Here is a 26,960-nt window from a genome sequence, read left to right on the forward strand (position 1 = left end):
CAAAAAAAATCGTTTTTTTAATTTTGCTAAACTTTTTGCAGCTACAAACTAAGCTTGTCTTTGAAATTGCTGGCTTGTCTTCGGGAAATTTCCACTTTGATATCTTTTGGAAGTTCTGCTAAAAGATTTCCACTAAACCAGGTTTCAATTTTACCAATGTATTGCACATTTACAATTTGGTTTCTATTGGCTCTAAAAAAATATTTCTCGGGAAGTTTTTCCTCAATTTGGTTTAATGATTTATTGATTGTGGCTTTTTCATTTTGAAAAAATACTTTGGTGTAATTGCCATCAACTTCAAACAAATAAATATCTGAGATTTTTACCAACCAACATTTTTCACCATCTCTGATGAAAATCTGATTGTCTAAAGCTAGTTTCTTCTCATTTTTTTCGGCTCTTTCGATCAAGTTGGTATTTACTTTTTCTATCGCTTGTGCAAACCTTTTTGGATTGATTGGTTTTAATAAATAATCGAGCGCATTGTATTCAAATGACTTGATGGCATACTCATCAAAGGCGGTTGTAAAAACCGTAATAGGTACATTATCGAGCATTTCAAGCAAGGCAAAACCATCTTTTTCAGGCATGTTGATGTCCAGAAAAAGCAAATCAGGCTGCGTGTTGTTGATGAGTTCAAAACCCAAATCTACATTTTCGGCTTCACCAATAATTTGAATTTCAGGGTGGTTTTTAATTAATTCCTTTAGCTCATTGCGAGCCAAACGAGAATCTTCGACTATGACAGCTTTTATTTTTTTCATCGGTTACTAAGAAATAGGTAATGTTATTTTAGCAATGACTTCATTTTCAATTTCATTAAGTGAAAAAGTGGCGTTTTCGCCGTAAATTAAGTGTAATCTTCTTTGAATATTTTTAAGACCTAATTGTGTAGTTCCTGTTTGTTGAGACAAATTCCCTGTATTCTTAACTTGAATATGTAAATTGGTATTTTCTTTTTTGATTTTCAACAATAAAATACCGCCGTTTTTTAGTTGCGAAATTCCATGTTTTATGGCATTTTCAATCAACATTTGAATGATCATGGGCGGAATAGGCAATTTTAAAGTCTCCTCTTCTATTTCTGAAATAAATTGCAATCGATCTTCCAGTTGAATTTTTGAAATGGCAATAAAATTTTCAACCATTTCAATTTCTTCTTCAAGTGCAATGGTGTTGATTTCACTTTTTGTCAAAGAATACCGCAGCATTTCAGACAATCTCGTGATCATTTCCCTTGATTTCATTGGGTTTTCCAGAATCAAACCGCGGATATTGTTTAAACTATTAAACATAAAATGCGGATTAATTTGTCCTTTTAAAGCATTAATCTGTGACTCTTTGAGCGTAGACTCTAATTCTAACCGATTCATTTTATTGTCTTTTAGTAATAAAATTGTTTTAACAACAGTATATGAAATTATCCACAAAAAAAACAAAATAGAAAACAAAATGATAAATACAATATTTGCCAATAAACTTTGGCTAGGGTGATCTAAAACTTCTGGCCTTTTATACACATATGTAAGCATCAAATAGTTATACCCAATTACGAATGAATAATAGATAGCGATTGAGATCACAAACACTACAATTATTTTAAAAAGATCTCTTCTCGTAAAACTTTCAAAATCAATATATTTATTAAAAAAGAACCGTACAGAATAGGTCACAACAAGGATAGCAACAGTATAAGATACATAATCCAAAACCAATTGCCATTTTTCATATCTTAAAACATTTCTTTTAGGGTCTAACATTGGAGGTATAAATATAAAGCCTAGTACAATGGTCCAGATCACAATTTGAATGATCCAAAACGTATTTTTTCTTTTTGATATTTTTTCTATTGAATTCGTTTTCATTGTTTTATTATGAAATTAGTGCCGCACAGTACTCAGCAATCTTTATAACTGTAATCAAAATTAGCTTTACCATCATTTTAGGTTTTAAATTAAACTACTCCTTTAAAACTTTTGGCGAAGTAAAACTACTCCGCCAAAAGTAAACTTTTTAAATTAATTTTTATTTTTTTAGGTATTGTGCAAAAAAGCCCATCATTGATCTGTACAACTCAATTCTGTTGCCTTCTCTAACAAAACCATGACCTTCATTGTATTTTACCATATAAGGAACGTAGAAGTTTTTTGCTCGTAGTGCTGCTACAATTTGATCTGCCTCTTTGATAGTAACTCTCACATCATTTGCTCCTTGAACCACAAACAATGGTTTTTTAATTTTATCAACATGGTAAATAGGCGATACTGAACGAGCTATTTCAGCTTCAGCTGGATTATCTACATCATACCATGATTCAGTAATCGTTTTCATCATCGGTTTCCAGTGTACAGGAAAAGAAGCAATCATCGTTTCAAGGTTAGATACACCAACATAATCTACTCCACAAGCATATAAATCAGGAGTTTTTACAAGTCCCATAAGCGTTGCGTATCCACCATGACTCGCTCCGTAACTAGCTATCCTGTCTTTGTCTATCCAGCCTTGTTTCATTACATATTGCACGCCATCCTCAATATCGTCCATTACTTTTCTTCCAATTTGTTTAAATCCAGCTCTCATGAATTCTTTTCCGTATCCTCCCGAAATTCTAAAATTAACGCGTAAGGTAGCATAGCCTCTACTAGCAAACAATTGGTCTTCGGCCAAATATCCCCAAGAATCCCTCACTCCAGCAGGTCCACCATGCGGCACCACGATTAAGGGAACTTTGTTACCATTTAATGCTTCTTTAGGTAAGGTAATGTACCCATGAATAGTCAAACCATCTCTACTTTTAAAAGTAATAGGCTTCATACTAGCCATATCCTCTTCTTGTAATTGCGGTACCAAATCGAATAGGAATTTTATTTTATCTTCGCGAACATCAAACTGATAATATTTTCCTTGTACCTTATCACTGGTTACTAGTATCAAATACTTGTCCTCAGCCTCCGTTTGGCCTACAATATAAATTTGTTTGTCTCCAAATTCTTTTCTGAATTTTTCATAATACTTTTTAAAAGTTTTACTTACCGGCATTAATTCCGTTTTTTCACCATTGAAACCCACATAATCAATTTCGTAGTTTCGTTTTTTAGACAAACTCAAGATAGTAGCATCATAGGTTTCGTTTGAATATATTTCCTTCAAAATTTTCTTTTCCTTAAAGTCATACAAAACAAGTCTAGCCTTGTCAGAATCTAAGCTAGTCAACAAGTACGCGTCATCTGGATTTGGTGTTGCGTAATTAAAAGACAACACACTAAAATTTTCGTCCCAATCTGTTTTATTGAAAAATTCGAATGTTTTAGAGCCATTACTTTTATAGAAATAATGTTTCTCAACACCATTTACCATACGATGAAATCCTTTTAAGTTCCCGTTTTCATCAAAATCGTAATTTATAATTGGAATACTCGCATCATCGTTTGTAAATAATTTTTCCAATTGTCCTGTTTTCACATTTACTTTGAATGGTTCATTGACTTGCGGATTATCTTTATTCATCGTGATGATTAAATAATCTTTTTGTCCTTCAACCGTTTTTAAAGGAGCTGCCTTGACACCCTCATAAGGCGTTAAGTTGATGGTATTGGATCCATCAAGACTTGTGGCAAAGATTTGGTAGTTTTCGTTCCCACCTTTATCCATGGCATACACCAAGCGTTCGTTGTTAATCCAAGAATACCATTTAATTAATTCCTCCTTTTCTTTGATAGCTAAAAGTACTTCGCCTGTATTAGTGTTTTTAACATACACATGATTTTTTCCTGACGCATCTTTTTCTTTGTAAGAAAGAAATTTACCATCTGGCGAAAGTTGAAAACTAGATGCTTTCGCTTTTTTGAAGAAATCTTCTACGCTATATTTATACGTTCCTTTTTCAAAAGCGGCTAACTTTTCCAGCTCTTCTTTTGACGAAGGTAGCGATACATCGCCGGGTTTCTTTGTTTCTGGCTGAGCTGTTTGTGCATTGGCATTTGACAGTCCCATTATTGCTAACGCAAGTACTATGATATTTTTTTTCATGATTTTGATTGATTTGATTTGATTGATTTTGATTGATTTTGATTGATAATCTATTTTTTAGGCTATTATTAATTTCATTAAATAAACCAGCAAAACACTTATTATAAAACCAAAAACTGCTTTTATTATAATTAACCCTTTTTTTGAAATTTCTGTTTTCATACTTTTTTATTCCTGATTGATTGATTGATTGATTGATTGATTGATTGATGATAGAACTGCTTACGCCAATTTCAATTTAGGCAATTAACATTTTAACTAGATAATATAGCGCAAAGCCTACTAAAAAACCTAATACCGCTTTTACTACGACTAACCCTTTTTTTAAAATTTCTGTTCTCATTTTTATTTGTTTTAAATTGTTTTTGTTTGTTTTGATGAGACAAATATAGAACGGCTTCTGCTGTTGTTTTATCGAAAAATGACGAACGGTTGTATCGAAATGACGAACGGTTATTGCCCTACCAAATACTATATCAGCTACCTTTACACCACCAAAAACAATACTATGATTCACTTTAAACCGATAGAAAAACAGGACATTGCTACCATTGGTAAGCTAATGATAGATTTTTATGCAATTGACAACTACCCTATTGCTATTGAAAAGACAAAAGAATTATTAGATCAATTTATAGACAATCCGTCCTTTGGAAAAGCTTGGTTGATCTATAGGCAAGAGCAAGTGGTAGGTTACCTTATTCTAACCTTTGTGTTTAGTTTTGAATACCAAGGAAAAATTGCTTTTTTAGATGAATTATTCGTCACAGAAACAGCTCGAGGCAAAGGCATTGGCAGCAAAGCCATGGATTTTGTAAAAGCCGAAAGCCATAAATTATCGTTAAAACTGATCTATCTTGAGGTAGAACCACACAATACAAAAGCACAAAAATTGTATCTTGCCAGCGGTTTTGAAATGCATAATCGAAAATTAATGCGTCTTAAAACCGATTGTAATTGCTAATAAAATAATCAAACACGGACTTTTTAAAACTTTTACTAAACCGATTCGTTTTGTAGAAACCTTTTCAAAGTTAGTTTTACTTTTAAAAATGAAGCGAATCTATTGAGCTAATAAAATGAAAACCAAAATATGTGAAATTTGCTCTATAGCAGCCGATACTATGTTTCGGGTTCAAATTAAAGCAGGAAAAAATTGGATTTTCGTTTATCAATCTTGCTGCGAAAAATCAAAATTATTGCCCACTTACAGATATGGTGGCACGTGGAAAGGAAAACGCCACTAAAACACTTTTTAATTACATTATCGTTCCTATTAATAATCAATTTGTATCACACTTTTTTCAAACTAAATTATATACTAATGAAATTTTTAAAATTATTCTTATTACTATTTGTCATTCAAACACAAGCACAACAAGGCGGCATGTGGATTCCCTCTTTATTGAAAGGAATGAATGAAACCGAAATGAAGAATCTTGGCATGAAAATGTCAATCAAAGACATTTATGATGTAAATCAGTCTAGTATGAAAGACGCAGTGCCGCATTTTAACGGTGGCTGTACTTCTGAAGTGATTTCCCCAAAAGGCTTATTACTTACCAATCACCACTGCGGTTATTCTCAAATTCAATCGCACTCATCAGTTGAAAAAGATTATTTAGCTGATGGATTTTGGGCCTATAAAATGGAAGACGAATTGCCAAACGAAAATTTGACTGTTACTTTTATGGTGAAAATTGAAGACGTAACTACACAGATACTTGAAGGTACAGCGACACTAGCAAACGAAACCGACAAACAAAAAAAGATTCAAGAAAACATCACTCTATTGAGCGCTTCGTTCCCGAAAGAGTCTTGGCAGGAAAATAAAATCCGTACGTTTTACGAAGGCAATCAATACCTACTTTTTGTAACAGAAACTTTTTCTGATGTGCGTTTGGTTGGTGCGCCGCCTACATCAATAGGGAAATTTGGGTCTGACACCGACAATTGGGTTTGGCCACGTCATACAGGAGATTTTTCGCTATTCCGTATTTATGCCGATAAAAATAATCGTCCCGCAAAATACTCCAAAGACAATGTCCCTTACACTCCAAAACACTTCTTACCTATTTCGCTTGACGGTGTTGCCGAAGATGATTTTACCCTTGTTTTTGGTTATCCAGGAAAAACCAATGAATACCTACCTTCTGTAGCCATCGAACAAATTGTCAACGAACTCAATCCTGCAAAGATTGAAATACGCGATAAAGCCTTAAAAGTAGCCGACGGATTCATGCGTAAAGACAATGCTATTAAAATTCAATATGCTTCTAAATATGCCAGCATTGCAAATTATTGGAAAAAATGGATTGGTGAGACACAAGGACTTCAAAAATCGAATGCTGTAGCAGTAAAAAGAGAGGCTGAAAAAGCTTTTCAGCAAAAAATCACTAAAGCTGGTAAAGAAAAAGAATACGGAACCCTACTTGCTGATTTTGATAAAAACTACACAGCAATTGCTCCTTACGCTTTAGCTAGAGATTACTTTATGGAAACCGTACAACGCAATACTGAACTATTGAGTACCGCCTTCAGATTGTATCAATTAGAACAAGTATACAAATCCAAAGGGGAACAAGCCTTTACGGATCGAAAAAATAATTTAGTTAGCGGCTTAACTGATTTTTATAAAAACTTCAATGCTACCGTTGACGAAAAAGTTTTTGAACAATTGATAGCATTGTACGCTACAAAATCTCCAAAACAATTTTTACCGAAAAGTTTAGAAAATATTGACGCCAAAAATTTAGCTACAACAATATACACCAATTCAAGATTAACTAGTTTCAGCGCCTTAAAAGAAGTATTAACTGGAGACGTGCCGACCGTTCTAGCGAATTTAAATAAAGATCCTGGATATCTTTTAGCAAAAGAACTTGCAGATAGTTACAACACACTTGTAGCTCCTAAATATGACGAAATCAACCAAACGATTACGGCATTGCAACGCACGTATATGAAGGCGCAAGTAGAACTCAATACCGATAGTAGAATTTTTCCAGATGCAAACAGTACCTTGCGTGTTACCTATGGAAAAGTGAAAGGGTACGAACCCAAAGATGCTACACTGTACACCCCAATAACGTATTTAGATGGTGTAATGGAAAAATACATTCCAGGTGACTACGAGTTTGATGTTCCAAAAAAACTGATCGATTTGTATCAAAAGAAAGACTATGGTGAGTATGCTGAAAACGGAAAAATGCCCGTATGTTTCATAGGTACAAACCACACTACTGGAGGCAACTCAGGAAGCCCTGCTCTAGACGCTAGTGGTAACTTGATAGGTTTGAACTTTGACCGTGTTTGGGAAGGTACAATGAGTGATATCTATTACGATCCAAGTATCTGTAGAAACATCATGGTAGACATCCGCTATGTGCTCTTCATTATGGATAAATACGCTGGGGCGAAAAATCTAATCAATGAGTTGAAACTGGTACACCCAAAAAAAAGTAAAAGATTGACAACAAAAAAGTTAAACACAAAATAAAGTCAGATTTTGCTCAAAAATTAATAACAAGAAAAACACCGTTTGTTTTATTAAAATTGGCACAAAAATTGTAATCTAATACAGTGTTGGTAAAAAGTATATTATTTTTCAAAAAAAAAATAAAAAAATATTTTACATATTAAAAAATTTATATCTTTGCCACGAATTAATAATTAACCTTTATATTAAATTAAGATGAAAAAAGTATTTTTAAGTTTAGCTGCTGTTGCTGTATTAACTGTTGTTTCTTGTAAAAAAGCTGATGCTCCTGCTGAGGATGCTGCTGCTGTAGTTGATTCTGCTGCTGCTGTTGTTGATTCTGCTGCTGCTGTAGTTGATTCTGCTGCAACTGTTGTTGATTCTGCTGCTGCTACTGCTACTGAAGCTGCTGAAGTTGCTACTGAAGCTGCAAAAAAATAATTAGAACCCAGTTCTAAAAATTTTAAGAGCCATCCGCCTTGCGAGATGGCTTTTTTAATGGAGTACAGTCACAATTAAAAAGAGCGCTTGGATTTGATTCCAAGCGCTCTTTTTTAGTTTACAATATTTAGTTTAATCTTCTAAAAATATCAAATCATTCGACGTAAAATCTAACGTTTCTGACACCGATGCATAGCGTACAATTTCATCAATTCCTTTTTGAAGACGCAAGGACGTGGTATACTTTCTGCTTGTTGCAAAATGACTCCCCTCAAGCATAAGCTTAAAATAAAATTTCCCTGACGTAGATTTGAACTTTAAAAAATCAGCAGTGTCACTTTTAAGTTTAAATTGCTCAATGGCTTCCTCACATTCAAACTTCAACTCATAACTCAAACTTGTAAAAACTACCTTCCCTTTTCTAGAAGTAAAAACAAATTTATACTCCTCATTATACCGCTTACTAATTACAAAAGCACCCATACATATTATTAAAAAGATAAAAAACAATTAACCCACTAACAACTAAAACCACAGATAATCAGCAATAAAAAAAGGTCATAAAAAAAGCCCCTTCAAACGAAGGAGCTTTGTACTCAGAGCGGCTCCGAAGCTTCGGAGTTGAACCCGCAGATCTTGTAATTTATTTTGAATATCTGATAAAATACCTGGATCAACAATCACTTTCTCCAAAAAAACCCTCGATTTCATTCTTTTCAAAAAACGCTCCAAATCATATGCTGTTGTACTTGAGTCACATTCAAAACATAATCTTAAATTCCAAGGAATTCCCTTGCTAGTAAATGAATTACTGTACAATCCAGAATTATGTTCAACTAATCTTTTATCAACATCATCGGTCGTTCCAACATAATACCTATCTAATTTTTGAGAATAAAGTATATAAATGAAATACATTGATTTAAAATATATAATAAAAAAAGCTCCAAACATAGTTTGGAGCTTTTGTACTCAGAGCGGGACTTGAACCCGCACGAACATTGCTGTTCACTGGATTTTAAGTCCAGCGTGTCTACCAATTTCACCATCCGAGCATTAAGAGGTGTTTGAGCGAAAAACGGGGCTCGAACCCGCGACCTCGACCTTGGCAAGGTCGCGCTCTACCAACTGAGCTATTTTCGCATTTTGTATTTAAAAGAACCGCAAAACTTGTTCTGTATTGCGGATGCAAATTTAAGACATTTATTGGATTACACAAGCCTTTTTTGCAAAAAAATCAAACAAAAAAGATAACAATCTGATAACGTGCCACTAAAAAACATAAATTATTTTCTAGTCAACATTCTTTTAATTTCATTGAGTTTCATTAATGCCTCCATAGGCGTTATGGTATTAATATCAAGACTAATGATCTCTTCTTTTATTTCTTCGAGTAAAGGATCGTCAAGATTAAAGAAACTCATTTGCATTGGCTCCTCCGGTTCTCCTTTTAGTATTGATCCCTGCTTTGAGGTTTTAGTACCATTTAAAGCATCACTAGAATGGTTACGCTCTAATTTCTTGAGTAGTTTTTGGGCTTTTAAAATCACTATTTGAGGCATTCCAGCCATTTTGGCTACATGAATCCCAAAACTGTGTGCACTTCCTCCTTTTACTAATTTTCGAATAAAAAGAACATTGTCTTTTAATTCTTTGACAGCCACATTGTAATTTTGTATGCGTGTTAATGACTCACTCATTTCATTCAATTCATGGTAATGCGTAGCAAATAAAGTTTTGGGCTGAGATGGGTGTTCGTGTAAAAATTCGGCTATAGCCCAAGCAATCGAAATTCCGTCATAGGTGCTGGTTCCTCGACCAATTTCATCTAATAGAACTAAACTTCGATCTGAAATATTATTCAAGATAGATGCCGTTTCATTCATTTCAACCATAAAAGTAGACTCACCCATAGAGATGTTATCACTTGCCCCTACTCTTGTAAATATTTTATCTACAATTCCCATTCGTAAACTTTCGGCAGGGACAAAACTTCCCATTTGAGCCAAAAGTACAATTAAGGCAGTTTGTCTTAATATTGCTGATTTACCAGACATGTTAGGTCCTGTAATCATAATTAACTGTTGTGTCTCTCGATCCAGAAAAACATCATTTGCAATATAAGGCGTTCCTACAGGCAATTGTTTTTCTATCACTGGATGTCTTCCGTTTTTGATATCCAATTCAAAACTATCATCAAGTTCAGGGCAAACATACTTATTCTCAACAGCTAACTGAGTAAAAGAGCACAAGCAATCTAGTTGTGCAATTAAATTAGCGTTCATTTGAACTGGTTTGATGTACGTTGCAATCCAACTCACCAATTGCTCAAACAATTCGACTTCTATTTTATGAATTTTTTCCTCGGCGCCTAGGATTTTCGTTTCGTATTCTTTTAGTTCTTCCGTAATATACCTTTCTGCATTGACTAGTGTTTGTTTCCTGATCCATTCTACAGGCACTTTGTCTTTGTGCATATTACGCACTTCAATATAGTAGCCAAAAACGTTATTGAATGAGATCTTTAATGACGAAATCCCCGTTGCTTGTGATTCGCGTTTTTCAATGCCCTCTAAAAATTCCTTCCCTGAAGTTGAAATGGCTCTCAACTCGTCTAGCTCAGCGTGAACTCCTGGCGCAATAGCATTTCCTTTGGCAATAGCCACAGGAGCATCTTGATTTAAAACCGATTTAATTTTTTCGCGAAGCAAATCGCAACTATGCAAGCTATCCCCTATTACTTTTACTGCTTCTTGCTGACTTTGTAAAGCAAGTGTTTTTATGGGAATTATGGCATCCAGAGATTCTTTCAAGTAAATCACTTCGCGTGGCGACACTTTGCCAGCAGCAATTTTAGAAATTAACCGCTCTAAGTCGGATATTTGTTTGATTTGATTTTGAATGTTCTTCAAAACACTCTGATTCTCTTTTAGATAAGAAACCACTTGATGCCTGCCTTTTATTTTATGACCGTCTTTTAGAGGTAAAGCTAGCCATCGTTTGAGTAGCCTTCCACCCATTGGCGAAAGCGTTTTATCAATCACATCAAGTAAGGTCACCGCATTTGGATTGTAACTTTGGTACAGCTCTAAGTTGCGAATGGTAAAGCGATCCATCCATACATAAGCATCCTCAGCAATACGCTGTATGGAAGTTATGTGTTGCACCTTATTATGTTGCGTTTCGGACAAATAATACAATATGGCTCCAGATGCAATGATACCTTCGTTCAAATCTTCAATACCAAAACCTTTTAAAGAAACGGTTTGAAAATGTTTTGTGAGCGTTTCAAAGGCATAATCTTCCTTGAAAACCCAATCTTCCAGATAAAAATTATGAAAGTCTTCGCCAAAAGCTTCTTTAAATTCCCCTTTCTTATTTTTTGGAATCAAAACCTCACTGGGGCTAAAATTTTGAAGCAGCTTATCGATATATTCGGCGTTGCCTTGAGCGGTTAAAAACTCTCCTGTTGAAACATCCAGAAAAGAGATTCCTATGATTTTATTGGCAAAATAAATTGCCGCAAGAAAATTGTTTGTTTTAGATTGCAAAACCTCATCGTTCATTGAAACTCCTGGCGTAACAAGTTCCGTAACTCCACGTTTTACAATAGTTTTGGTCATTTTGGGATCCTCAAGCTGATCGCAAATTGCTACTCGCAAACCTGCTTTGACAAGCTTAGGCAAATAAGTATTCAAAGAATGATGTGGAAAACCAGCAAGAGCTGTTTCAGTTTCGGATCCTGCGCCACGCTTGGTCAAAACAATTCCAAGGATTTTTGAAGCCCGCACTGCATCTTCACCAAAGGTTTCATAAAAATCACCCACACGAAACAATAAGCAAGCATCTGGGTACTTTCTTTTTATTTCGTTGTACTGTTTCATCAACGGTGTTTCCTTAACTACTTTATCTTTAGATGCCACTTTTCTTGAGGTATTTGGTAATTAAAATTTAGGCGAATTTATAGATTTTTAAACAAAATTGAACGCAATTCAAACTAAAGTATTCATTTTAATATAATTTTTAGATGTAACATATAATTTTTTATTTAAATTTGTACTTACAATTAAACATTATACTGACATGAAAAAAATAATTGCTTTAGCTATGCTAGTTACCTTTGGGATAACAGGTATGAACGCACAAGAAACTACAAAAAAATTGAAAGCTGTAAAAGCTAAAATTGCTACTACGAAAGTAAATGGAGCAGGAATGCTTTTTGCAAGTGAAACCATTGATTATGGTACTGTTGCTCACAACTCTGATGGAAGAAGAGAATTTGTATTTACAAATAACGGAAACAAACCATTGATCATTACAAATGCACAAGGATCATGTGGTTGTACGGTTCCTACTTACCCTAAAGAGCCTATTGCTCCTGGAGCAAAAGGAGTTATTGGAGTGAAATATGACACTTCAAGAGGAGGACAGCCGTTTACAAAAACAATTACGTTAACATCAAACGCAGTTGTTCCTACTAAAACACTTACTATCAAAGGAAACGTTTTAGCAGCTGAAACATCAAAAAGCTAATTCTTTTTACAACAAATACTCTAAAGCTTCCTTTAAAATTGGAAGCTTTTTTTTTGAATAATTCCACACCATGAGAAAGTTAGAAAACAGTGAACTCGAACGTAAATCAATTGAAACCTTTAAAAAATCTACAAAAACACCCCTGATATTGGTGTTAGATGATATTAGAAGTTTGCACAATATAGGATCTGTGTTTCGTACCGCAGATGCTTTTTTAATTGAAAAAATTTATTTGTGCGGCATTACAGCCACTCCTCCTAACAAAGAAATTCATAAAACAGCACTTGGCGCTACAGACACTGTTGCGTGGGAACATTATGATAGTGTCTTAGAAGTTATAGAGAAATTAAACAATGAAAATGTGATTACTCTAGCTATTGAACAAGTAGAGCATGCTGTTTTTCTTCAAAATTTTGAAGTTGAAAAAGAAAAAAAATACGCTTTAGTCTTTGGCAATGAAGTCCATGGTGTCTCACAAGAAGCAGTGGCATTATGTACTGGTTGTATTGAAATTCCTCAACTTGGGACCAAGCATTCCTTAAACATATCTGTGAGTGCTGGAATTGTAGTTTGGGATTTATTTAAACAATTCCAGTATTGATCTTCTTTTGAATTTCGCTCAAGATAAACAAGTAGTCATCTTGATTTTTAACAAAATCTCTATCAGATACATCAATGATCAAAACATTGAGATCTGTTTGAGATTTAATGTAATCTAAATAACCACTATTTATTTTATCTAGATAATCGGCTGGGATTTTTTGCTCATAACTGCGTCCTCTTTTCTTGATGTTTTGCAGCAGGCGCTCTGAATTTTGATATAAATAAACGTATAAATCTGGCTTAGGCATTTCTTTGTAAATGATATCAAACAAGTTGCGATACAAACGGTATTCATCTTCAGCAAGGGTAATCTTGGCAAAAATCAACGATTTAAAAATATGATAATCCGCTACTAAAAAATCTTTAAACAAATCAAATTGAGCCAAGTCATCTGATAATTGTTGATACCTATCGGCAAGGAAAGACATCTCTAGTGGAAAGGCATAACGGTTTTGATCTTTATAAAATTTGGGTAAAAAAGGATTATCGGCAAATCGTTCTAAAACTGTTTTAGCATTAAAATCCTCCGCTATTTTTGATGCTAAGGTTGTTTTTCCAGCCCCAATATTCCCTTCAAAAGCTACGTAATTATAACGCTCTAGCGGAATGTTACGCAACGGTTCATCAAGATCTTGTACGTACACGCAAGCGCTTGTGTCTGGAGTACACTCCAGCAACTCCGAAATATTTTTATGTAAAACCGGATGTTTCCAATCTAGATTTAGATCCAAAACGGGAACCAAAACAAAATTCCTATTTTGCATTAAAGGATGTGGTACTTGGAGCTTTTCAGTAGCTATTACATCATCATCAAAAGCAACAATATCAATATCAATTACTCTAGATTGATATTCAGCTGATAGATTAGGAACACGTCCCAAACGTTTTTCAATTTTTAAAACCTGATTCAAAACTTTATGCGCCGCTTGATACGTGTGAATTAGTACGGCACAATTATAAAAAGCTTCGCTCTCAAAACCCCAAGCGGGTGATTCATATAACTTAGAAGTTTTGATAATTGTACCAACCTCTTGATGTATTAACTGCAGGCATTGAAGGATATTTTCCTTTCGATTTCCTTGATTACTTCCTATGGATAATATGACTTGATGTTGTGATTTCATAATGGGGTGCAAATTAACTAAAAGAATTTTAGAATTATATCAAATTGAGCTATGCATAAAATAATAAACATAAAAAAGTCTCCCAATTGTGTAACAATACGATGGTTTCAGAGACTTATTAAAAAAATATAAGTATGAAATTTTTAGGAAATGTATTAGCTACCATCATTGGTATTTTTGTGTTTTTCATGTTGTTTTTCTTTGGCATTGTTCTGCTTGGAGCCATTTTTGGTGGTGAATCCGAAGGAGTAGTAGTTGAAAATAATTCAGTTATCGAGTTGGATTTAGGAAATATACAAAATGATTATGCAGGGAAATACAAAGATCCTTGGGTTACCGTTTTCTCAGAAAATAAAACCATAGGCTTGATTGACATATTAAATGCTATTGAAGAAGCAAAAAATGATGACGATATTAAGGGAATATCTATTCTGAATAGCAATTCTGGATTGGGTATGGCACAAAGCAAAGCCTTGCGCGATGCACTAGAAAGTTTTAAAAAATCAGGAAAATTTGTTATGGCTTACGCCAATTCGTATTCTCAAAAAGAGTACTACATCAACTCTGTTGCGAGTCCTATTTACATCAATCCTGTTGGAGAACTGGACTTTAAAGGTCTTTCATCCGAAATTATGTTTTTCAAAGATTTCCAAGAAAAATCAGGACTAAAAATGGAAGTAATCCGCCACGGAAAGTACAAAAGTGCCGTAGAACCTTTTCTTGAAAACAAGATGAGTGACGCCAATAGAGAGCAAACTACAGCTTTGTTAACCTCTGTTTGGAATTCTGTTGTAAATGACATTTCAAAAAGCAGAAATATTCCAGTGGCAAAGCTAAATGAAATTGCCAATGGACTACAAGCTAGAACCCCAGAAATGGCAAAAGCACAAAAACTAGTAGACGTTATTGCCTACGAGGATATATATCATGACGCCATTAAGAAAATTTTAAAAGTAGATCAAGACAAAGATTACAACACCATCTCTGTTGTTGATTATGCACAAAAAGTAGCCACAACCTCCCTATCAAAAGATAGCTCAAATGAAATTGCAATTATTTATGCTCAGGGAGAAATTATGGGTGGCGAAGGAGATGTAACAGTAATAGGTGAAGGATCTATGCGTCGCTCTTTGCAGGAAGCCAGAAATAATAAAGACGTAAAAGCAATTGTTTTACGAATAGACAGTCCAGGTGGAAGTGCATTAACGTCTGACTTGATTTGGAGAGAAATAGAATTGACCAAAAAAGTAAAACCTATTGTAGTTTCCATGGGGAATTACGCAGCATCTGGTGGATATTACATCGCTTGTAACGCCAATACTATTTTTGCTGAAGAAAATACCATTACGGGATCTATTGGAGTTTTTGGAATTTTACCTAATTTCACGCCACTAGCAACAAAAATAGGAATATATACCGAGCAAGTTAAAACGCATGCTAATGCCGCTGATTACAGTCCATTTGTACCATTAGACGAAAACTTTAAAGCTGTGACCTTAGAAGGTGTAGAACACATTTACAAAACATTTGTAACACATGTAGCAACAGGTCGTAAAATGACATTTGCTCAAGTAGACGCCATTGCCCAAGGAAGAGTTTGGACAGGATCTGAAGCACTAAAAATAGGACTTGTAGATAAAATAGGTGGTCTAAATGATGCTATTGCAAATGCTGCTAAGCTTGCCAAAATAAAGACTTACAGTACTCAAAATTATCCAGAATACGAGAAAAACTTTGAGGATTTATTTGCTGGATTCCCATTTGCGACATCAAAAGCTGCTTTTATCAAAGAAGAAATTGGAGAAGAAAATTACCGTGTGATGCAGGAAATAAAAAAACTTCAAGGCCGAAAAGGTGTTCAAGCCATGTTGCCATATGAAATCAACATTAGGTAAATAAAAAATCAAAAGCTTACAAAATCCGCTTGAGTATGATGCTCGAGCGGATTTTTTTATTTTCAAATAATAAAGATTTTTGGGTTTTATGAAAACATTACATACAATTTACCTAATAAACCATTATTTTTGTATTGAGTTGACCAAAATTTTCCTTGGTCTTATCCCATTAAAAACTAAAACATTATGGTAAAGAAAATTTTAAAAATCATTGGAATCCTCTTATTGCTTTTGGTAGTAACACTATTTGCAGCACCGTTTTTATTTAAAGACCAGATAAAAGCAAAAATATCTGAGGCTATCAACGCCAATGTAGATGCCAAAGTAACCTTTGCAGAAGCAGATTTAAGTCTTTTTAAAAATTTTCCAAATGCAAATGTAACCTTAGAAAAATTAGTCATAATCAACAAAGCTCCCTTTGAAGGTGACACTCTTGTTTCGCTGGGAGAAATCGACTTAAAAATGTCTATCAAAGAACTTTTTAAAGATAAAAAAGAAGCCATTGCTATTGATGGTATTTACTCTAAAAATGGATTAATTAATATCATTTTCAATAAAAATGGAATTGGCAACTTTGATATTGCTCTCAAAGATCAAAAAGCAAAAGAAGAAGGTCCAAGTAGTCCATTACTTTTAAAAATAAAAGATTATAAAATTGAGAACTTTCAATTTCGTTATTTTGATGAAAGTTCTAAAATTAAAATGGTCATTGATAGCCTTAACCATGAAGGAACAGGAGATTTTGCTGCTCAAAAATTAGACTTAGACACTAAAACTACAGCCAAAATTTCTCTCAACCTGGACAAAGTAAACTACATGAATAAGGTTGCCTTGACACTAGATGCCGTTTTAGGAATTGATTTGGCGCAAAGCAAATATACGTTTAAAGAAAACAAAGCCTTAATCAATCAATTGCCGTTAGAATTTGATGGTTTTATACAAATAATGCCAAACGGACAACAATATGACTTAAAGTTTAAAACACCTACCTCGTCCTTCAAAAACTTCTTAGGGATTATCCCTGAAGCCTACGCCGCTAGTCTGGACAATGTAAAAACTACTGGAGATTTCACCATAGTTGGTTTTGCAAAAGGGTTGTACTCTGAGACTACTGTTCCAAAGTTTAACATAGCCATTGCCTCAAACAATGCTTCGTTTCAATATCCGAATTTGCCTAAATCAGTTGATAAAATTGTAATTGACACCAAAATTATCAACGAAACAGGGATTCTTAATGACACTTATGTAAACCTAGACCAACTCTCATTTCAAATTGATCAGGATGTATTTAATGCCAAAGCCAATATTAGAAACGTGACGCAAAACGCACTAGTTGATGCCGCATTAAAAGGAACTATTAACTTAGCAAATCTTTCTAAGGCCTATCCTATCAAACTTGACAAACCATTATCAGGTATTTTAAAGGCTGATGTTACTACAAAATTTGACATGCAATCTGTAGAGAAAAGCGACTATGAAAAAATAAAGAATGCCGGTAACATGAGTTTATCTGGTTTTAAATACGCTGACGAAAACGGAAAAACAATGAACATAAGCACGGCAGTGGTTCAGTTCAATCCTAGCCAAGTAAATTTAAAACAATTGAATGCTACAACAGGAAAAAGCGACATTAGTGTAAGTGGAATTTTAGAGAATTTTTACGGATTTATCTTTAGAAATCAAGAACTAAAAGGAAATTTCAATATGGTTTCAAAGCAAATAGCTGTTGATGATTTTATGACGACAGGCGAACCTGCAAAAACCGAAGCAGCTACAGCTAAAAAAGCCGATGCCATGAAGATTCCTGCGTTCTTAAATTGTACGCTTACCGCAAAAGCTACTACGGTTTTATATGACAACCTTACGCTGAGAGATGTCTCTGGAAAATTATTTGTTAGGGATCAAAAAGTTACCCTTGAAAACGTAAAAACATCTATTTTTGGAGGAACTATTGGCGTAAACGGTGCCGTTTCTACTAAAGGGAAAACACCTGTTTTTAATATGGATTTGAAATTAAATCAAGTAGATATTGCACAATCGTTTACACAGTTAGACATGCTGAAAAAAATTGCTCCTATTGCCGGTATCATCAACGGGAAGCTGAACTCCAGCATTAAACTAAACGGAAATCTAGATGCAACTGAATTCACACCCGATTTAAAAACACTTACCGGAGACTTATTGGGTCAATTGTTGTCATCTACTGTAAACTCAAATAATTCTACTTTGCTCAAAGCAATTGGGTCTAACATCAAATTTATTGATGTAAACAAAATCAATTTGAATGACATTAAAGCAGCCATCACGTTCAAGGACGGAAAGGTAAATGTGAAGCCATTTGATATTAAATACAAAGACATCAAAGCTACTGTGGGTGGAACTCATGGCTTTGACCAAAGCATGAATTATACTTTAAAATTTGATGTACCCGCAAAATATTTAGGCTCGGAGGCCAATGCGTTACTAGCCAAACTGACACCTGCTGATGCTGCCAAACTAGAGAATTTACCTATAAATGCATCTTTAGTTGGTAATTTTACTAATCCGAGAATTACAACTGATGTAAAGACGGCAGTCACTAAGCTTACAACACAACTGGTAAACCAACAAAAAGACCGATTGGTTAAAAAAGGAACCTCCGCAATTACAGATTATATCAACAAGAATAAAAAACCAGGTGATACTACAAAAACAGCTACGCCAAGTACACCTGCTACAAAAGAAGAAGTAAAAGCAAAAGCAGCCGATTTGCTTAACGGACTGTTCAAAAAGAAAAAGAAAGCTGTAGATACTACTAAAGTAAATTAGAAACGTTTTATAAAATACGAAAGAGGAATTCACTAAGTGAAATTCCTCTTTTTTTTGTTTGTAATTTCGCTACAGTTCCTAGTGTAGGCGTGCTGCTGCAACGGGTTTGCGTTCGTAAAGGATGACAGCGGCATCCTTTTATGGAGTCCAAGCGGAATAAAAGATATAGCGAACAGCCTGACCTTTTTTTAAAATTTTTTCAATTTTAAAAAAAGGATACGCCCTAGAACTTTTTATACTGCAAGAGAAACTACATACCCCTCTGAACCACGGATGTTAAATACGGTACCGTTTTCAAAAAGCAAATATTGCCCTTTTATCCCAGTAAGTTTTCCTTTAAATTGTGGTGTTTTATCTAAGCTTAAACTGTTTACTTTAGCGGGATAGTCTAGAACGGGATAGTGCATTTCATACAAATCATTTTTTTGAGCATGAAAATATTCCTGAACCTCATTTGGAATTAGATTTTCTAATTTTAAACGCTCTGCAACTAAGTCAATTTGCTCTACATTGTTAGTGAGCATTTTTCGCCAATTGGTTTTATCAGCATAATGGTTTTTGAGTGCTACCTCGGTAATTCCAGCTAGATATCTATTAGGCACTTCAACAATTGAAATGGCTTGGTTAGCACCTTGATCAATCCATCGGGTTGGGACTTGCGTTTTGCGAGTCACTCCTACTTTTACTTCGCTGGATAAGGCTAGGTAAACTATATGCGGTTGCAATTGCACTTTTTGTTCATAGGCTAAATCCCGGTCTTGAATCCCAAGATGCGCAGTACTTAACTCGGGTTTCATAATCCAATCGCCCACGGCAGGGCTGGAATAAAAACAATCGTAACAAAAACCTTGACGGAATATTTTTTTCTTTTTGCCACAATTTAAACATTGATAGCCTACAAAATTGATTTCCAGTTCCTTATTCAGTAACTGATTCACGTTCAAAAAACTATCTTCAAAAACCAAGTAATATTGAATGGGATTACCCAATTCGGTTTGCATTTTTGTAAGTACACCTTCGTAAGTCATGCGCTTTAAAGTTTCGGGTTTAACACAAGTTGTTAAACAAATTTTGTTATTTTTGGTAAAGTTATCATTCGTAATTCATAATTCATAATTTAAAAATGGCGCTAACCATAATCAATTCGTTTGCTTCTTGGGTTCTTAAACAAAGGATTCATCAAATCGAACTTTTCTTGAAATACCCTAATGAAGTTCAGGAAGAATTGCTTATGCACTTGATACAATCCTCAAAGAATACAGTTGTTGGCAAAGAATATGAGTTTGCATCTATACAAACCTACGCCACGTTTACAGAACGAGTTCCTATATCTAGCTACGAAGAATTGCAACCCCTTATTGAACGAACTCGCCAGGGAGAACAAAATGTTTTTTGGGAAACACCCATAAAATGGTTTGCTAAATCAAGCGGAACCACAAATGCTAAGAGTAAATTTATCCCAGTAAGTAACGAAGCATTAGAAGATTGTCATTACAAAGGCAGCAAAGATTTACTTTGCTTGTACTTGAACAACAATGAAGACTCAGAACTGTTTGTGGGGAAAAGTTTGCGTTTAGGTGGCAGTTCCCAAATTTATGAAGATAAGAATACCTTTTTTGGAGACTTGTCTGCTATTTTAATAGAAAACATGCCTATTTGGGCGGAGTTTAGCAGCACACCAAGCAGCAAAACTTCCTTAATGAGCGAATGGGAAACGAAAATTGCAGCCATTATCAACGAGACTAAAAATGAAAATGTGACTAGTTTTGCAGGAGTTCCTTCCTGGATGCTGGTATTAATGAATAAAATGCTGGAGGAAACTGGCAAAGGTAATTTATTAGAAATTTGGCCCAATTTAGAAGTGTACTTTCACGGTGGTGTCAATTTTGAACCGTACCGCGAGCAGTACAAAAAAATACTTCCCAAAAAAGATTTTAAATACTACGAAATTTATAATGCCTCTGAAGGTTTTTTTGCCATTCAAGACTTGAATTATTCCAGTGATTTGTTGTTGATGTTGGACTACGGGATTTTTTATGAGTTCATTCCGATGGATACCTTTGGAACGCCAAACCAAAAAGTAATTCGCCTGGCAGATGTAGCATTGTTTAAAAACTACGCCATCGTAATTACTACCAACTCTGGTTTATGGCGCTACATGATAGGCGACACGGTACGTTTTACCTCCTTAAATCCTTACAGAATTCGAGTTACTGGCAGAACCAAACATCACATCAATGTTTTTGGGGAAGAATTAATGGTTGAAAACACAGATCAGGCTATTGCCAAAGCCTGCAAAATCACCCAAACCGAAGTGGTTGACTATACTGTGGCACCTATTTTTATGGAAGGCAAAGAGAAAGGCGCTCACGAATGGATGATTGAGTTTAAAGACAACCCTACTGATGTATTGCAATTCCAGAAAGTATTGGATGAATCCATACAAGCGCTAAACTCTGACTACGAAGCCAAACGCTACAACAACATGACCTTAAACCCATTGGTGATCAATGTAGCTCGTAAAAATTTATTTTACGATTGGTTAAAAGACCGAGACAAACTAGGCGGGCAACACAAAATACCAAGATTATCTAATCAAAGGGATTACTTGGAGCAATTGAAGGAGCTGCAGTTTCAAAATAAATATATGTGATCGAAATGAAATCGGATTGTATAAACTAAATAAAAGTTCTATTCCCTAATGAATATTGTAGTAGCAATTTTAACAAAATCTAACTTCAAGATGACATCTCAATGAGTAAGAAATCAAAAAGTATTTGAAATATCTATTTGAACGCAAAATACATTATTCTATATTAGCGTTTTAAAATGCTATTCCTTGAAATGAAAACACATAACCTTCTTCTTGTAGACGATCATCCTATTACTATTGATGCCTATATCAATATATTATCCCGACTTGAAAACGCTACTATTCCAAAACATTTTACTACCGCATTTTCATGTCAAGAAGCATACAACAAAATAAGGGATAGGAATCATTCTCAGCTAACATTAGATGTTGCTTTTCTAGACATTAGTTTACCACCATACGAAGAAAAAAACATTCAAAACGGTATTGATTTAGGAAATCTTATCAGACAGTACTTTCCTAAATGTAAAATAATTCTACTAACCATGCATAGTGAACCTATACTCTTACACAATGCAATTGAGAAGATAAATCCCGAAGGTTTTATATTAAAGAATGACATTAACGCACAATCCCTGATGACCGCTTATCAAGAAATAGTCATTGGGCAAAAATTTTACAGCACTACCATTCATAAAGTATTACGTCAAGACATTAAAAAAACTAGATTTTAATGCTATTGATTGTGAAATATTAGCCTTACTATCACGCGGCATCAGGGCTAAAGACATAACAGACCAACTTGAACTGTCCTTGAGCACTATTGAAAAAAGGAAGTCAAATATTAAAACCCAGCTTTTAATTGCTAAAGTCACCAATAAGAACATCATAGAATAGGCAAAAAAATGGGTGTCCTATAATCCAAAACCGTAAAATTTCAACATCAAAACCGTAAAATCAATCCCAAACCTTGTATTAATTTAGTAAAATAGAAAGTTTAAAAAAACAGAATGCCCCCAATTTTCTGTTCTATTAAACGATTGCTAAAATTGAAAGCACTAGATTGATTTTACTCAAAGTAGAATGCATTTTAAGAAGGACCTACTACTTCTTTTAAGATTAATTTCTTGGAGTTATTTTATTGAATTTGAAAAGTTAAAAATCATATTCTAGTGCTATCAACCAATTTATTGAGATGATTTATCCATCTCAATTTGAAATAAGGAAACTGTTATATTTTAGCTATTTCTTACATCTATTGATACTATTTTTTGATTTATAGCCATCACAAAATACATCATAGATTTTTTTTTGAGTTAAGCACTCGTTAATACCGAGTGCTTTTTAAAAATCCTAATAATATCAATGCTCCATCATATCAATGTGCCTATCATGATATCCTAATAGGTATAAAACACCATCAAGACCTAAACTTGAAATAGAACTTTCGGCTTTTTCTTTCACAGTAGGTTTAGCATGAAATGCGATACCTAAACCTGCTAAATTCAACATAGGCAAATCATTGGCACCATCACCCACTGCAATAGTTTGATTGATGTGAATGCCTTCTTTATCGGCTATGGCTTGTAAGTATTCTGCTTTCTTTTTACCATCAACAATCTCTCCAATATATTTACCTGTTAATTTACCGTCAATGATTTCTAATTCATTGGCATGAACATAATCAATACCCAATTCCCTTTGCAAATAGTTCCCAAAAAAGGTAAAACCTCCAGACAAGATAGCTGTTTTGTATCCATAATATTTTAAAGCCTTCATTAATCGATGGGCGCCTTTTGTGATAGGTAAATTCTCGGCCACGGTTTGCAAAACCTCTTCACTCAAACCCTCTAACAAAGCCATTCGCTGCTTAAAGCTTTCACTAAAATCAATTTCGCCATTCATTGCGGCCTCAGTAATTGCTTTAACTTGCTCGCCTACTCCAGCAAGTTCTGCAAGTTCATCTATTACTTCGGTTTGTATCAAAGTAGAGTCCATATCAAAACATACCAAACGGCGGTTTCTACGATACATATTGTCCTCTTGAAACGAAATATCAACATCTAGACTTCTAGAAATCTCCATAAAACTAGCAGTGATAAAAGATTTATCTACAATAGTACCTGTCACAGATAATTGAATACAAGCTCGAGGGAACTCCTCCTCTTCAATAATAGACACCCTACCTGTTAGTCTTTTTATAGCATCTATATTCAAGTTTTGATCGGACAAAATTTTCGTAACTGCAGCAATCTGAACCGCCGTTAGTGTTTCGCCTAAAATATTGATTGTATATCTTTGTTTACGTTGTCCTTTAACCCAAATTTCATAATCAGCAATAGATATAGGAATAAATTTAACCTTTACACCTAGCTCGTAGGCTTTGAATAACAAATCTTTTAAAACCGGTCCTGATGTTGAACCCGCTTGAATTTCAAATAGTATACCCAAGGATAGTGTATCATGAATATCCGCTTGACCAATGTCTAAAATGATGGCATCATAATTTGCTAAAATAGATGTTAATCCAGCAGTAACTCCTGGTTTATCCTGTCCAGATACTTTTAATAATATAACCTCTTTTTCGTCTACTTTCATGTCGCAAAATTAAATTGTAGTAACAAAAATCGATATTCTAAAATTGATATTAAAAATTATTAGTAATTTTTTAAAACAATAACAAATACCGTAAAAACTGCATGAAAAAACCAGTTTAAATCAATGAACAGGTTTGTGTTTTTGAGAAAAATGTAATTTTTAAGCCAAGCTAAAAACCTCAATTTGAGTTACTCTATTTTTTTAGAGCTATAAACTTTTACGAAATAATTTTTGAAAAAATTAAAAAATTGCATTCTCGACATATTTTTTGAAATTATCTAAAATTGCTTGCCAGCCATCTTTTTGTAATTCTTCGGAATTCTCTGTCTCTGGATCAAAACTTTCAGAAACTTTTGTACTTGTTAGATTTTTCTCAAAAGTAATTTTTACTGTTCTTCCATCGGCTAATTCATACTCTATTAAGGAATAATCCAAAACATTAGTATATACTCCCTCAAAATCAAAGCGCATCTTGTCGTCTTTTGAAGCCATAGTATATTTGAATTTTCCTCCCACTTTCAAGTCATTTTCAGCAAAAGGAGTATACCAATCATCAGAGGCGTTGTTCCATTTCATTATGTGCTTTGGTGCTGTCCATTTTTCCCATACTTGCTCCATTGAAGCATTTATGATGTTTTGTACTGTTATCATTTGAAGTTGTTTTTATAGATTTGAATGATAAAAATACAAAATAATTAAGATCAGTTCTCAATTTAAATCAACATAAAAAAACCTGTTCAAATCAATGAACAGGTCTAAATTTTTGAGAAAACTAAAATTTAAGAAGCTATTTCTAATCGCTTCAATAAATTTTTATTCAATGTTTCTTTTGCGTATTCCATATCAATTTCTAATTTTTTATCATCAGAACTTGGCAATTCATACATGGCATCTGTTAGAATCGCTTCGCATAACGAACGCAATCCACGAGCGCCCAGTTTGTACTCTAGTGCTTTTTCAACAATAAAATTTAAAGCTTCATCTGTTATTGTAAATGCAACATCATCCATCAAAAATAATTTTTGATATTGTTTGATTAACGCATTTTTAGGAACCGTTAAAATAGAACGTAATGTTTCTCTATCCAGCGGATCCATGTGAGTTAATACAGGCAAACGCCCTATTATTTCTGGGATCAAACCAAAATCTTTAATGTCTTTAGGAATAATGTATTGCAACAAATTGTCTTTATCAATGGCATCGGTATTTTTTGAAGTCGAATAACCTACGGCTTGACGGTTCAATCTTTTCGAAATAATTCTTTCGATTCCATCAAAAGCACCACCAGCTATAAACAAAATATTTTGGGTATTAACCTCTACAAATTTTTGGTCTGGGTGTTTACGTCCTCCTTTTGGTGGAACGTTTACAACGGTTCCTTCTAGTAATTTCAGTAAGGCTTGTTGTACGCCCTCGCCTGACACATCTCTTGTTATAGAAGGATTATCGCTTTTGCGGGCTATTTTATCAATTTCATCAATAAATACAATGCCGCGTTCTGCTTTGGCCACATCATAATCAGCAGCTTGTAACAAACGTGTTAAAATACTCTCTACATCTTCTCCTACATAACCAGCCTCTGTCAATACTGTAGCATCTACAATAGCTAAAGGAACGTCAAGCATTTTTGCAATGGTTTTAGCTACTAATGTTTTACCTGTTCCGGTTTGCCCAACCATGATGATGTTACTTTTTTCGATCTCTACCTCATCGTCTTGTTGCTGTTGCATCAAACGTTTGTAATGATTGTAAACTGCTACAGACATCACCTTTTTAGTCTGGTCCTGCCCAATAACGTATTGATCTAGGAAAGCTCTAATTTCTTTTGGTTTTTGCAAAACTAAATCTCCTACTAGCTTAGAACTACCAGTTGTTTTTAATTCTTCAAGAACAATTCCGTGCGCTTGCTCGATACATTTATCACAAATGTGTGCATCAATGCCTGCAATTAATAAATTAGTTTCTGGCTTTTTCCTTCCACAAAACGAACATTCTAATTTTTCTTTCGCCATATTTTTTGTTTCAAGTTTAAAGTTTCAAGTTTAAAGTTTCAATAATAACTTTAAACTTGAAACCTGAAACCATTTTTTTATCCTCTTCTCAACACTTCGTCGATCATTCCGTACTCTTTTGCCTCATCAGCTTTCATCCAGTAATCACGCTCACTATCTGCATGTACTTTATCAAAAGTTTGTCCTGAGTGGTGTGAGATAATGTTGTATAACTCTTCTTTAAGTTTCAACATCTCTCTTAGATTGATTTCCATATCTGTTGCAACACCTTGTGCTCCTCCTGATGGTTGGTGAATCATAACACGAGAATGTGGTAATGCCGAACGTTTTCCTTCTGCTCCAGCGCATAACAACACTGCTCCCATTGAGGCAGCCATACCCGTACAAATTGTAGCTACATCAGGCTTGATGTATTGCATGGTGTCATAAATTCCTAAACCTGCATATACACTTCCTCCTGGAGAGTTCAAGTAAATTTGAATATCCTTAGAAGCGTCTGCGCTTTCTAAAAACAACAATTGTGCTTGTACTATGTTTGCAATTTGATCGTCGATTCCCGTTCCTAGAAAGATAATTCTATCCATCATTAATCTAGAGAAAACGTCAAGTTGCGAAATATTTAACTGGCGTTCTTCAATGATATAAGGAGTCATATTAGTAGGATTCATTGCCGCAACGATTTTATCGTAATACATGGCATTTACTCCTTGGTGCTTTGTAGCAAATTTTTTAAATTCTTTACCGTAGTTCATTTGTATAAGTTTAAAAGTTTGAAAGTCTAAAGTTTGAAAGTCACAACAAGTAACACAAAGGTCGTACCTCTTTATTGATGATGCCAATATGTCT

General features: G+C 34.3%; 23 protein-coding genes and 2 tRNA genes. 10 read left to right on the top strand and 15 right to left on the bottom strand.

What is annotated here, in order from left to right; translation table 11 throughout:
* Positions 1-41: 41 nt before the first annotated feature.
* The 4 genes from AC061E_RS07870 to AC061E_RS07885 form a co-directional block, all read right to left on the bottom strand.
* Positions 42-764, bottom strand: coding sequence for a LytR/AlgR family response regulator transcription factor (locus AC061E_RS07870; RefSeq protein ID WP_086453683.1), 723 nt, complete (start codon positions 762-764; stop codon positions 42-44).
* Positions 765-770: 6 nt separating this feature from the next.
* A complete protein-coding gene (locus AC061E_RS07875) occupies positions 771-1,865 on the bottom strand; it encodes a sensor histidine kinase (RefSeq protein ID WP_478285737.1) in 1,095 nt (364 codons plus the stop codon).
* Positions 1,866-2,025: 160 nt separating this feature from the next.
* Positions 2,026-4,029 carry a S9 family peptidase gene (locus tag AC061E_RS07880; protein ID WP_478285738.1) on the bottom strand — a complete coding sequence of 668 codons (2,004 nt, stop codon included), beginning with the start codon at positions 4,027-4,029 and terminating at the stop codon, positions 2,026-2,028.
* A 238-nt stretch (positions 4,030-4,267) separates the two neighbouring features.
* Positions 4,268-4,546, bottom strand: a complete 279-nt coding sequence (locus AC061E_RS07885) for a hypothetical protein (protein WP_478285739.1) — start codon at positions 4,544-4,546, stop codon at positions 4,268-4,270.
* Here AC061E_RS07885 and AC061E_RS07890 point away from each other — a divergent pair.
* From AC061E_RS07890 to AC061E_RS07905, 4 genes are all read left to right on the top strand, one after another.
* On the top strand, positions 4,538-4,993 hold the full coding sequence (locus tag AC061E_RS07890) for a GNAT family N-acetyltransferase (protein ID WP_478285740.1): 456 nt from the start codon (positions 4,538-4,540) through the stop codon (positions 4,991-4,993). The genes AC061E_RS07885 and AC061E_RS07890 overlap by 9 nt on opposite strands.
* Positions 4,994-5,108: 115 nt before the next feature.
* Positions 5,109-5,276, top strand: coding sequence for a DUF8622 domain-containing protein (locus AC061E_RS07895; protein WP_478285741.1), 168 nt, complete (start codon positions 5,109-5,111; stop codon positions 5,274-5,276).
* A 77-nt stretch (positions 5,277-5,353) separates the two neighbouring features.
* Positions 5,354-7,528 carry a S46 family peptidase gene (locus AC061E_RS07900; RefSeq protein WP_478285742.1) on the top strand — a complete coding sequence of 725 codons (2,175 nt, stop codon included), beginning with the start codon at positions 5,354-5,356 and terminating at the stop codon, positions 7,526-7,528.
* Positions 7,529-7,723: 195 nt separating this feature from the next.
* A complete protein-coding gene (locus AC061E_RS07905) occupies positions 7,724-7,948 on the top strand; it encodes a PG1828 family lipoprotein (protein WP_086455137.1) in 225 nt (74 codons plus the stop codon).
* Positions 7,949-8,080: 132 nt separating this feature from the next.
* Here AC061E_RS07905 and AC061E_RS07910 read toward each other — a convergent pair whose 3' ends face one another.
* The 5 genes from AC061E_RS07910 to mutS form a co-directional block, all read right to left on the bottom strand.
* Positions 8,081-8,431, bottom strand: coding sequence for a DUF1508 domain-containing protein (locus tag AC061E_RS07910; RefSeq protein ID WP_221917784.1), 351 nt, complete (start codon positions 8,429-8,431; stop codon positions 8,081-8,083).
* Positions 8,432-8,506: 75 nt separating this feature from the next.
* Positions 8,507-8,902 (bottom strand): GIY-YIG nuclease family protein, encoded by a 396-nt coding sequence (locus tag AC061E_RS07915; RefSeq protein WP_478285743.1) that lies wholly within the window; start codon positions 8,900-8,902, stop codon positions 8,507-8,509.
* A gap of 15 nt (positions 8,903-8,917) precedes the next feature.
* Positions 8,918-9,003 (bottom strand) — tRNA-Leu (locus AC061E_RS07920).
* Positions 9,004-9,018: 15 nt separating this feature from the next.
* Positions 9,019-9,091 (bottom strand) — tRNA-Gly (locus tag AC061E_RS07925).
* A gap of 143 nt (positions 9,092-9,234) precedes the next feature.
* Positions 9,235-11,871 (bottom strand): DNA mismatch repair protein MutS, encoded by a 2,637-nt coding sequence (mutS, locus tag AC061E_RS07930; RefSeq protein ID WP_478285744.1) that lies wholly within the window; start codon positions 11,869-11,871, stop codon positions 9,235-9,237.
* 160 nt (positions 11,872-12,031) lie between these two features.
* Here mutS and AC061E_RS07935 point away from each other — a divergent pair, with 160 nt between their 5' ends.
* Together AC061E_RS07935 and AC061E_RS07940 are read left to right on the top strand one after the other, a co-directional pair.
* A complete protein-coding gene (locus tag AC061E_RS07935) occupies positions 12,032-12,481 on the top strand; it encodes a DUF1573 domain-containing protein (RefSeq protein WP_221917786.1) in 450 nt (149 codons plus the stop codon).
* 70 nt (positions 12,482-12,551) lie between these two features.
* Positions 12,552-13,082, top strand: a complete 531-nt coding sequence (locus AC061E_RS07940; RefSeq protein WP_158729520.1) for an RNA methyltransferase — start codon at positions 12,552-12,554, stop codon at positions 13,080-13,082.
* Here the strand turns inward: AC061E_RS07940 and folK are convergent.
* Positions 13,063-14,208: a 2-amino-4-hydroxy-6-hydroxymethyldihydropteridine diphosphokinase gene (gene folK, locus AC061E_RS07945; RefSeq protein ID WP_478285745.1), complete on the bottom strand. Its 1,146-nt coding sequence runs from the start codon at positions 14,206-14,208 to the stop codon at positions 13,063-13,065. The genes AC061E_RS07940 and folK overlap by 20 nt on opposite strands.
* Positions 14,209-14,342: 134 nt before the next feature.
* Between folK and sppA the strand changes: the two genes are divergently transcribed.
* Both sppA and AC061E_RS07955 read left to right on the top strand, forming a co-directional pair.
* Positions 14,343-16,103 carry a signal peptide peptidase SppA gene (gene sppA, locus AC061E_RS07950; RefSeq protein WP_478285746.1) on the top strand — a complete coding sequence of 587 codons (1,761 nt, stop codon included), beginning with the start codon at positions 14,343-14,345 and terminating at the stop codon, positions 16,101-16,103.
* A gap of 186 nt (positions 16,104-16,289) precedes the next feature.
* Positions 16,290-18,911, top strand: a complete 2,622-nt coding sequence (locus tag AC061E_RS07955) for an AsmA family protein (protein WP_478285747.1) — start codon at positions 16,290-16,292, stop codon at positions 18,909-18,911.
* Between the two features lie 233 nt (positions 18,912-19,144).
* Here the strand turns inward: AC061E_RS07955 and AC061E_RS07960 are convergent, their stop codons facing one another.
* Complete coding sequence (locus AC061E_RS07960; protein WP_478285748.1) at positions 19,145-19,939, bottom strand: DUF2797 domain-containing protein; 795 nt, start codon at positions 19,937-19,939, stop codon at positions 19,145-19,147.
* A 95-nt stretch (positions 19,940-20,034) separates the two neighbouring features.
* Between AC061E_RS07960 and AC061E_RS07965 the strand changes: the two genes are divergently transcribed.
* The gene (locus AC061E_RS07965) at positions 20,035-21,564 is read left to right on the top strand and encodes a GH3 auxin-responsive promoter family protein (protein ID WP_478285749.1); all 1,530 of its coding nucleotides are present in this window, start codon (positions 20,035-20,037) and stop codon (positions 21,562-21,564) included.
* 191 nt (positions 21,565-21,755) lie between these two features.
* A complete protein-coding gene (locus AC061E_RS07970) occupies positions 21,756-22,238 on the top strand; it encodes a response regulator (protein WP_478285750.1) in 483 nt (160 codons plus the stop codon).
* A 628-nt stretch (positions 22,239-22,866) separates the two neighbouring features.
* Here AC061E_RS07970 and serB read toward each other — a convergent pair.
* The 4 genes from serB to clpP form a co-directional block, all read right to left on the bottom strand.
* Positions 22,867-24,102: a phosphoserine phosphatase SerB gene (gene serB / locus AC061E_RS07975; protein WP_478285751.1), complete on the bottom strand. Its 1,236-nt coding sequence runs from the start codon at positions 24,100-24,102 to the stop codon at positions 22,867-22,869.
* Between the two features lie 240 nt (positions 24,103-24,342).
* On the bottom strand, positions 24,343-24,753 hold the full coding sequence (locus AC061E_RS07980) for an SRPBCC domain-containing protein (RefSeq protein WP_478285752.1): 411 nt from the start codon (positions 24,751-24,753) through the stop codon (positions 24,343-24,345).
* A gap of 128 nt (positions 24,754-24,881) precedes the next feature.
* Positions 24,882-26,114, bottom strand: coding sequence for an ATP-dependent Clp protease ATP-binding subunit ClpX (gene clpX, locus AC061E_RS07985; RefSeq protein ID WP_478285753.1), 1,233 nt, complete (start codon positions 26,112-26,114; stop codon positions 24,882-24,884).
* A gap of 77 nt (positions 26,115-26,191) precedes the next feature.
* Positions 26,192-26,866 carry an ATP-dependent Clp endopeptidase proteolytic subunit ClpP gene (gene clpP, locus AC061E_RS07990; RefSeq protein ID WP_086455462.1) on the bottom strand — a complete coding sequence of 225 codons (675 nt, stop codon included), beginning with the start codon at positions 26,864-26,866 and terminating at the stop codon, positions 26,192-26,194.
* Positions 26,867-26,960: the final 94 nt, after the last annotated feature.

The organism is Flavobacterium sp. GNP011, assembly GCF_056428925.1.

Excerpts from the sequence above, each read along its gene's own strand:
- folK (WP_478285745.1), bottom strand. The coding sequence starts at position 14,208 with ATGAAATCACAACATCAAGTCATATTATCCATAGGAAGTAATCAAGGA.
- AC061E_RS07965 (WP_478285749.1), top strand. The coding sequence starts at position 20,035 with ATGGCGCTAACCATAATCAATTCGTTTGCTTCTTGGGTTCTTAAACAA.
- AC061E_RS07935 (WP_221917786.1), top strand. The coding sequence starts at position 12,032 with ATGAAAAAAATAATTGCTTTAGCTATGCTAGTTACCTTTGGGATAACA.
- AC061E_RS07915 (WP_478285743.1), bottom strand. The coding sequence starts at position 8,902 with ATGTTTGGAGCTTTTTTTATTATATATTTTAAATCAATGTATTTCATT.
- AC061E_RS07960 (WP_478285748.1), bottom strand. The coding sequence starts at position 19,939 with ATGACTTACGAAGGTGTACTTACAAAAATGCAAACCGAATTGGGTAAT.
- clpP (WP_086455462.1), bottom strand. The coding sequence starts at position 26,866 with ATGAACTACGGTAAAGAATTTAAAAAATTTGCTACAAAGCACCAAGGA.
- AC061E_RS07890 (WP_478285740.1), top strand. The coding sequence starts at position 4,538 with ATGATTCACTTTAAACCGATAGAAAAACAGGACATTGCTACCATTGGT.
- AC061E_RS07900 (WP_478285742.1), top strand. The coding sequence starts at position 5,354 with ATGAAATTTTTAAAATTATTCTTATTACTATTTGTCATTCAAACACAA.
- serB (WP_478285751.1), bottom strand. The coding sequence starts at position 24,102 with ATGAAAGTAGACGAAAAAGAGGTTATATTATTAAAAGTATCTGGACAG.
- AC061E_RS07870 (WP_086453683.1), bottom strand. The coding sequence starts at position 764 with ATGAAAAAAATAAAAGCTGTCATAGTCGAAGATTCTCGTTTGGCTCGC.
- sppA (WP_478285746.1), top strand. The coding sequence starts at position 14,343 with ATGAAATTTTTAGGAAATGTATTAGCTACCATCATTGGTATTTTTGTG.
- AC061E_RS07980 (WP_478285752.1), bottom strand. The coding sequence starts at position 24,753 with ATGATAACAGTACAAAACATCATAAATGCTTCAATGGAGCAAGTATGG.
- AC061E_RS07970 (WP_478285750.1), top strand. The coding sequence starts at position 21,756 with ATGAAAACACATAACCTTCTTCTTGTAGACGATCATCCTATTACTATT.
- AC061E_RS07880 (WP_478285738.1), bottom strand. The coding sequence starts at position 4,029 with ATGAAAAAAAATATCATAGTACTTGCGTTAGCAATAATGGGACTGTCA.
- AC061E_RS07895 (WP_478285741.1), top strand. The coding sequence starts at position 5,109 with ATGAAAACCAAAATATGTGAAATTTGCTCTATAGCAGCCGATACTATG.
- AC061E_RS07875 (WP_478285737.1), bottom strand. The coding sequence starts at position 1,865 with ATGAAAACGAATTCAATAGAAAAAATATCAAAAAGAAAAAATACGTTT.
- clpX (WP_478285753.1), bottom strand. The coding sequence starts at position 26,114 with ATGGCGAAAGAAAAATTAGAATGTTCGTTTTGTGGAAGGAAAAAGCCA.
- AC061E_RS07910 (WP_221917784.1), bottom strand. The coding sequence starts at position 8,431 with ATGGGTGCTTTTGTAATTAGTAAGCGGTATAATGAGGAGTATAAATTT.
- AC061E_RS07905 (WP_086455137.1), top strand. The coding sequence starts at position 7,724 with ATGAAAAAAGTATTTTTAAGTTTAGCTGCTGTTGCTGTATTAACTGTT.
- AC061E_RS07940 (WP_158729520.1), top strand. The coding sequence starts at position 12,552 with ATGAGAAAGTTAGAAAACAGTGAACTCGAACGTAAATCAATTGAAACC.
- AC061E_RS07955 (WP_478285747.1), top strand. The coding sequence starts at position 16,290 with ATGGTAAAGAAAATTTTAAAAATCATTGGAATCCTCTTATTGCTTTTG.